Raw genomic sequence first — 6990 nt, forward strand, 5'->3', positions numbered from 1 at the left:
AGCCCTCCGTCGGCAGGTCGGCGACAGCTACGACAACGCCCTCGCCGGTTGGACGCGCTGCGTCCAACGGCAGCGGCCTCTACAAGACCGAGGTGATCCGCCGCCGCGGTCCGTGGCGCACCCTGGAAGCGGTGGAGTTCGCCACCCTTGAGTGGGTCGATTGGTTCAACAACCGGCGCCTCCTCGAGCCGATCGGCAGCATCCCACCTGCCGAAGCCGAGGCGCGCTACTATGCCCAGCTTGAGGAGCCCGCACTGGCGGCGTGACGCAACCCAACCAGCCTCCGGCAAACCCGGCGCGGCTCATTCAGGCGAGCCGGAGCTTCTGCAGGGCAGCGAACACCGCGGCGCCGGGCGCCGCGGCGAAGTCGGGGGCAAGTTCGGTGGCGACCGAGACGACCGCGCTGGTCTCGCCGCCCGCCTGCTCGATCCGGCGGAGCGCGGCGGCCTCGGTGGCCGCCGACATCCCGCCATTGGCATCGACCGGCACGATGGCACGATAGCCCGCCGCGACCGCGCCGCGCGCGGCGTGCAGCGTCACCACCTCCGTCGCGAAGCCGGCGACGACGATCGTGCGCCGCCCCGTCTCCTCGATCGCCGCGACGATGGCCGGGTCGAGCCAGGGGGTCGCCGTCATGCGCGGAAAGACCCGGTCGGCACGGGCGTACCCGGCCAGCTGCGGGATCAGCACGGGCGGCTTGCTCCCCTCCGGGACAACGCTGAACAGCAGCGGGAGACCGAGGATGGCCCCGACCTCGGCCAGGATGCCGGCCGACGCGGCGAGCGCGTCCGGCGCGGTCGTCCTGCTGCGCGCGACGATCTCCGGCTGGAGGTCGGCGAACAGGACGAGCGTGTCATGCGCGTTCATGCCGAGGGTTCCTCGTGGGTGAGCCACCGGCTGACATAGGCGGCGAGCGCCGCCGGCGCGCCCCGGGCCGATGCGGCCAGCCCGACATAGCCGTCGGGCCGCACCAGGTAGACGTCGGAACGGCCGCCGAGCAGCGCCGCGTAGTCCCGGTCGTCATCGCCGGCCGCGGCGATTTCCACGATCGGGATGCCGCCGGCGGCGGCGGTCAGCGCCGCCGTGACCGCGACCGGCGTGGCACCGTGCGCCACAACCAGCACGAAGCTCGACGGGTCAAGCAGTTTGGCGAGATCGGTATCCCCGCCCGTTCCGGCCCGGCGGACCCGCAGTTGCGGCGGCATGCGGTCGCCCGCCTTGAGCGATCCCGAATGCGCGTGCTCGTCCGACAGCGGGCTGTCGCGGTAGCCCAGGGCGATCTGCGCCATGCGCGCCGTGCTGTTCTCCTGGACGATCGAGGTCCCGCCGATCCAGGGGCCCAGATGGTTGAACAGCGTGCGGGTGACCGGGTTCTCGCTGCCGATGATCTCCGTCAGGTGCTCCGTCCCGAACAGCACGTTGCGCATCACCGGCAGCCTGTCCTGCTCGTAGGTGTCGAGCAGCGCCGGCGGCGCCCCGCCACGCTGCACAAGTGCCAGCTTCCAGCAGAGATTGATCATGTCCTGGATGCCGGTGTTCATGCCCTGCGCGCCGGCCGGGCTGTGGATGTGCGCGGCATCGCCGCCAAACAGGATCCGGCCGACGCGGAGCCGCTCGATCATCCGGCTGTTGATGCGGAACCAGCTGGACCAGACGAGATCGTGGAAGCGCGCCGGGATGTGCGAGCGCTGGTCGTAGATCTTCTGGAACTCGTCGAGCGAGGGCCTGGTGTGCGGGTCGGGCTTGCCGAACGGATTGCTCGCGATCAGGCGGAAGTGCCTTCCACCCATCGGGAAAAGCCCCATGAAGCCGTGTTCGGACGAGAAGATGTGGAAGTCGGTCCCGGGCAGGTCGCCATCGAGGTGGAGGTCGCCGAGCGCGTACTGCGTGTCGAGCGACCTGCCGCCGAAGCGAAGGTCCAGCGTGGTGCGCGTGAGGCTGTGCGCGCCTTCCGCGCTGATGAGCCAGGGCGTCTCGAACCGCTCCGTGGCGCCGTCCGGCAGCCCGATCGCCGCGGCGACGGGATTCTCCGACCGCGACAGCGCGTCCTGCGCGATGCCGGTGAGCGTGGTTCTCCATTCGGGCTCGACCCCGTGCCTGGCGCACGCCTCGCGCAGGATCCGCTCGGTTTCCGCCTGGCTGAGGAACAGCATATAGTCGTACCGGCTGGGGACGTGGCCGAAGTCGAGCCGCAGGACACGCCTGCCGCCGCCGTAGACACTGCCGGCATGGCCCTTGTTGCCGAGCCGCACCATCTCGTCGGCGAGCCCGCGCTGCTCCATCAGTTCGAGGGTCCGGGCCTGGATGCCGATCGCGCGCGAGGTTTCGGCGGGCCCGGCCCGCTTGTCGATCAGGCGCACCGGCACGCCTTGCCGCGACAATTCGAGTGCCGCCGTAAGCCCGGTCGGACCGGCACCGACGACGAGTATGGGATTGGTCATCGTGTCCACCTTCTGTCAGCCAGCACCTTCGATCCGGCTCGCGAACGTGCTGATGGTGTCCTGTGAGCCTCCAATCTAATGTAAGGGTCCTTACAAAGAAGGTGTTACAATGACTGATCGCGATATCGTGCCTCCGGATTTCGTGCAGGCGGCCTACCGGGAGCGCCTGCCCGAGGACGAGGCGAGTGCGCTCGACCTTCTGTTCGCGCTCCGGACGTGCGCGCAGCGCGTGAATGCCGATCTCCACCGCTGGATGGGCGCGAACGCGGTGACGCCGGGGCGCATGCGGATGCTGCTGCTGCTCTGGGCCAGAGGCGGGCCGATCCGCCAGGCCGACCTCGGCCCGCTGCTGCAGGTCTCGCGGCCGTCGGTGTCCGAACTCGTCGACACCATGGAGCGCGAGGGGCTGATCGTGCGGAAGACCGATCCCGCCCATCAGCTGCGCTTCCTGGTAAGTCTGACCGCGCATGGGGAACGCGTCGCCGACGAGCTGCTGACGACCAACAGCGCCCGTCTGTGCCGCACCTTCGCCGATATGTCGCCGGCAACCCGCTACCGCCTCGCCCGCACCCTCGACCGGATCGCGAGAACCGAGGACGGAGACGGATCGGACAGCGCGGGCTGAACGGCGCCGTTTGCCGGAGGCTGGCTGGATCGGGTCGGACTGTCAGGGCAGGGGCCTGGATCGGGGCCTGGTGGCGCGCTTCCGCTTCGGCGGGCGGGATGTTGCCGATCGGCTCGAGGCGGCGGCGGTCGCTGAACCCATCGGCCCACCCGAGCGTGGCGAACGTCGCCACCTCAGGGTGCGCTACCGGCCGCGACGGCGGATCACCCTGGTCTTGTGTCAGCACCTTCCTTCGGGTGGGCCACCCGCCGGGGCTCGCGCGGGTCGGCGATCGCGCCGAAATGCTCCAGCAACGCCTTCAGGCGCGACGGCGCCAGCCGCTCCAGCAGCGCAAGCCCCATCATGGCAGTGCTCCAGAGCGGTGCCGCTCACGAACCCACTACCCAGGCAACCCATAAACCGCCGTTAACCCGAATGCGGCGCCCTGACGTGGAGGGTGAAGGCTTGACTTGTCCCAGGCCCTCCGACATAACCCGGCCCGCGCGGCGGATCACCTCCGCGTGGCTGATACGATGGGGCTGTAGCTCAGTTGGGAGAGCGCCTCGTTCGCAATGAGGAGGTCAGGGGTTCGATTCCCCTCAGCTCCACCATCCACCGAAACGAAAAATTTCCTTCGGAAAATCAGCCGTTTAAGGAATAGTGGCGCGAGAGACACCCCTCACGCCACCCCCCACAAGGCACCCCTCACATTTTATCGCGTGGGGGTGCGTCGCCTCAATCGTCTGCCCCACGGTGACCCCCGAGAGAATCGCGGGGATCAACTGCGAACGGCGCTGGATTCGCGCCGCGCGCACCTGCTCCCGCCACGCGGGGTCATCCTCCATCAGCGCGGCCTCCCCAAGCTGCTTGAAGCCCCGCACGATGTTCCCCAGGACTTGCCGCCGGGAACCCGGAGACCCATCACGCCCGTCATCGGTCAGCCTCGCGTAAGCCTCGGACTGCACGAAGTCGTCCAGATACTCCTGCATGGTCTTGCCCTGGATCGTCACGTCCTGCGTCGTGAGCGTGATGAGCCGGTCCCGCTGCTGCGGGGTCATCGGGAGACCATCGGAGTTCCGCCAGGGGACCAGCGGGGCCATGTCGTAGCCCAGCCGGCGAAGCTCCTGAAGGAACGGGTGGCTGCTCTCGTCGCGGTACTGGAGCGGCGAGATGGCCCCCAGGAGGCCCCCGGTGAGGTTCGAGCCGTAGCCCACGGGCACCTGAACGGGTTCCCCCAGGAGGTCGCGCACGGGCGGCAGGCTGGAGGAGAAGCCTGGCGTGTTCGCCATGACTTGGTTCAGCAGGCGGCGCACGGTGGGCCAATCGTCGTCCCCGCCGGACACCCTGACTTCGCGCTGGGTGGGATCGAAGGTCCGCGCGATGCCCCGCTGGAGCCCCGAGAAGGGCACCAGGGAGGCTGCGGTGTTCGCCAGGAAGCGCGTCAGGCGCTCCCCTGGGTTGGTGTCCGAGGCGAAGGGATCATTCACCAGGGAGAACATGTCCGACACGCCCTTGAGATAGGACTTGTTGAACAAGTTCTGCGCGGCGGCGATGACGTAGGAGGTGAAGAAGCCCTCCTGCGTCCTGGCATCCGTCCGGCCCCAAAGCTGCGCCATGTCGGCGGCGATGCCGAGGTGCATGGCGATGGGATCGAAGCGGGAGAAGGGCACGAAGGAGTGGCTGCCGTCCGCGTTGGTGACCCGGATGGAATACGGCAGGGCACCGGAGGCGCGCTCGGATTGCCCGGCGTTGCCATTGGGGATCGCGCCGGTGACCGCGCCGGTGGAGGTCAGGTAGTAGGCGGCGCCCCACATGGTGGCCCCGAGGCCCATCTTGCCCATCGCCATGCGCTGCGCCATCGGCCCATTCACGCCCCGAATGTCCCGGTAGAAGTTCCCGGTGAGCATCGGGGAGACCACCGAGTGATCCGCGAACCACTTCAGGAGGTTCGTGGGGGTGGTCACGAAGGGCAGGAAGAACTTCAGTGGCGGGTACGCCGTGGTCATGTCCGCGAACCGGGCTCCGATCCGGTCCAGCGCGCCGCCGTTGCGGTCGAGCTTCTGCGAGAAGGTGGCCTCCCGGCTCGCCTGGATGGCGAGGTCGTGGAGTTCCTTCGGGGGATCGTTCATGGTCCGCGTGATGAACTCGGCCATGGCCTTGTCGTCCACGATGGAGCCCGTGCGGCGCCCTTCCAAGGCAAGCTCGGTGGCCTGCCGGCGGAGGTCCATGCGGTACGCCATGCCCTTCACGATCTCATCGGTGCTCATCATCAGCCGCGTCGGCAGGCGGATGGCCTTGCCGAAGGTGTCGATGGCAGCAGCGGCGAGCGGGTTGGTCACCCCGAAGTTGTACGAGGCGATGGCGTGGCGCCCGAGGACGCCATCGGTGGTCGCGCCGACACCCGCGCTGTCGAGTACGGGAGCGTCGCCCATGAAGGCCCGGATGCCGTTCAGGAGTTCCGGCTTGATGCCATCGCCCATGTACGTCTGAGCGATCTCATCGAGACCCCCACGGCCATCCGTGGCGAGCTTCAGGAGCCGCAGGTGGTCCACGAAGCTCTCGCCCAGGGCGTGATACATCGAGACACCACCACGCACCGCGTTCCAGTCTCCCGTGAAGGCGCCGCCGAGGATGTGGCGGATGGGGGAGATGAGCGCGTTCATGGTGGAGGAGGCGAGGTTGATCGTCTGCGTCGTCGGCCCGGAGAGGATGTTGTTGATGAACAACTCCGCCGTGGCGTGCATGAAGCGATCCGCGAAGCTTCCCTTGATGAGCCGGGCGATCTGCTCCGGGTGCTGCATCAGGGCCACGCGCTCCGCGAACTTCTGCACCGCCTCCCGGCCACCGGCCTCGGCCGCCATCTCCGCGATGTCCTGCGGGGTGAGGTGGACCAGCGCATCGCTGTCAATCCGCAGGGACCGCAGGGCACGCCCGAAGCTCGACGCGGTGCCCTCGAAGAACTCCCGGGCCTCCTTGGCGCGCGCGACGGCCGCGATCAGTTCACCCGTGGCCGCCCTGTCGCCCCCGGCGACGCGCTTGGAGAGGTCGAGCACGGCCTGACTGGAGGAAGTCATGTACCGCTTCGCCAGCAGGGCCATCGCGTCGAGGTCCCGGGTGGCGCCGAAGGTGCGCGCGAGGGCTTCCCTGGCCTGCGCCGGGGTGGACGCGATGCTGTCCGCCAGGGCCTTCGTGACCTCCTCCGACTTCACCCGCTGGTTCGCCTTGGCGAAGGCGGGGGCGAAGGTGTCGTGGAGAGCGTTGAGGACTTCGGTGATCCCCTCGCGCCCCTGGACGTGCAGCGGGTTGATCCCGATGAGGTCGATGGCTTCCCGGGGGCGGCCTTCCTGAAGCAAGCGGTGGACGTTCACCACTTGGTCGTCCGTGATTTCCACGGCACGGGCGGCGGCGTCGGAGAGGTTCATGCCGGCGCGCTGGGCGGCGGTCCCCGTCAGGGGAAGAGTGCCTGAAGGGGCAGCGGCGGCAGCAGCATCCGCAGCGCCACGGGCGGCGGCGACGGTGGCGGCATCGGCAGCCTCCCCAGCGGTATCAACGGCAGCACGTCCCCCAACGCTGCCAGCCGCCTTCGCCTCCGGTCCGGTAGGGGTGGACCGGGCAGCCGTCTCGTTGGCTTCCACGGTCGCCGGCTCCGCCGTGGATTTGGCTTCCTGCCGGACAGGGGCAGGGGCCTTGGCGGCATCGACCGCCGCAGTGATCTCCCGGCGGACCTCCGGGGTCACCCCGTGGCGCTCCAGGGCTTCCTCATAGGCAGCCTTGGCGGCGTGGAGTTCGTCCTGGGCCTGGCGGATGATCGCGGTGGCGTTGGAGGGGCCGCCCTGCTCCACCTTGGCCGCGAGGGCTTCGGCGGCGCCGGCCTGCACATCGGTCGCGGCGCCGGCAGCACGTGTCGGGCGCCATGGGAAACTGGACGGAGGCGACGGGGAGAAC

5 protein-coding genes, 1 tRNA gene and 1 pseudogene are annotated in these 6990 nt (G+C 69.1%); 3 read left to right on the forward strand and 4 right to left on the reverse strand.

All coding sequences use genetic code 11. From position 1 onward, the window contains the following. Window positions 1-266 (forward strand): annotated as a pseudogene (locus M0638_RS25665) (IS3 family transposase); the annotation flags it as partial. A gap of 40 nt (window positions 267-306) precedes the next feature. On the opposite strand, the gene M0638_RS25670 reads toward M0638_RS25665, so the two are convergent. Together M0638_RS25670 and M0638_RS25675 are read right to left on the reverse strand one after the other, a co-directional pair. Continuing rightward, the gene (locus M0638_RS25670; RefSeq protein ID WP_248669803.1) at window positions 307-867 is read right to left on the reverse strand and encodes an isochorismatase family protein; all 561 of its coding nucleotides are present in this window, start codon (window positions 865-867) and stop codon (window positions 307-309) included. Beyond that, window positions 864-2441 (reverse strand): FAD-dependent oxidoreductase, encoded by a 1578-nt coding sequence (locus M0638_RS25675; protein WP_248669807.1) that lies wholly within the window; start codon window positions 2439-2441, stop codon window positions 864-866. The genes M0638_RS25670 and M0638_RS25675 overlap by 4 nt, the downstream gene beginning before the upstream one ends. Window positions 2442-2550: 109 nt before the next feature. On the opposite strand from M0638_RS25675, the gene M0638_RS25680 reads away from it, so the two are divergent. Further along, window positions 2551-3066 (forward strand): MarR family winged helix-turn-helix transcriptional regulator, encoded by a 516-nt coding sequence (locus M0638_RS25680; protein ID WP_248669804.1) that lies wholly within the window; start codon window positions 2551-2553, stop codon window positions 3064-3066. A 203-nt stretch (window positions 3067-3269) separates the two neighbouring features. On the opposite strand, the gene M0638_RS25685 is transcribed toward M0638_RS25680, so the two are convergent. Further along, window positions 3270-3410, reverse strand: a complete 141-nt coding sequence (locus M0638_RS25685; RefSeq protein WP_248669805.1) for a hypothetical protein — start codon at window positions 3408-3410, stop codon at window positions 3270-3272. A 170-nt stretch (window positions 3411-3580) separates the two neighbouring features. Between M0638_RS25685 and M0638_RS25690 the strand changes: the two genes are divergently transcribed. After that, window positions 3581-3656 (forward strand) — tRNA-Ala (locus M0638_RS25690). 39 nt (window positions 3657-3695) lie between these two features. On the opposite strand, the gene M0638_RS25695 is transcribed toward M0638_RS25690, so the two are convergent. Continuing rightward, on the reverse strand, window positions 3696-6923 hold the full coding sequence (locus tag M0638_RS25695) for a hypothetical protein (protein ID WP_248669806.1): 3228 nt from the start codon (window positions 6921-6923) through the stop codon (window positions 3696-3698). Window positions 6924-6990 lie beyond the last annotated feature (67 nt).

Source organism: Roseomonas acroporae (assembly GCF_023223525.1).
In the GTDB taxonomy this organism is placed as follows: Bacteria; Pseudomonadota; Alphaproteobacteria; order Acetobacterales; family Acetobacteraceae; genus Roseomonas_E; species Roseomonas_E acroporae.

Coding starts and splice junctions, on each gene's coding strand:
- M0638_RS25670 (WP_248669803.1), bottom strand. CDS start 867: ATGAACGCGCATGACACGCTCGTCCTGTTCGCCGACCTCCAGCCGGAG.
- M0638_RS25675 (WP_248669807.1), bottom strand. CDS start 2,441: ATGACCAATCCCATACTCGTCGTCGGTGCCGGTCCGACCGGGCTTACG.
- M0638_RS25680 (WP_248669804.1), top strand. CDS start 2,551: ATGACTGATCGCGATATCGTGCCTCCGGATTTCGTGCAGGCGGCCTAC.
- M0638_RS25685 (WP_248669805.1), bottom strand. CDS start 3,410: ATGATGGGGCTTGCGCTGCTGGAGCGGCTGGCGCCGTCGCGCCTGAAG.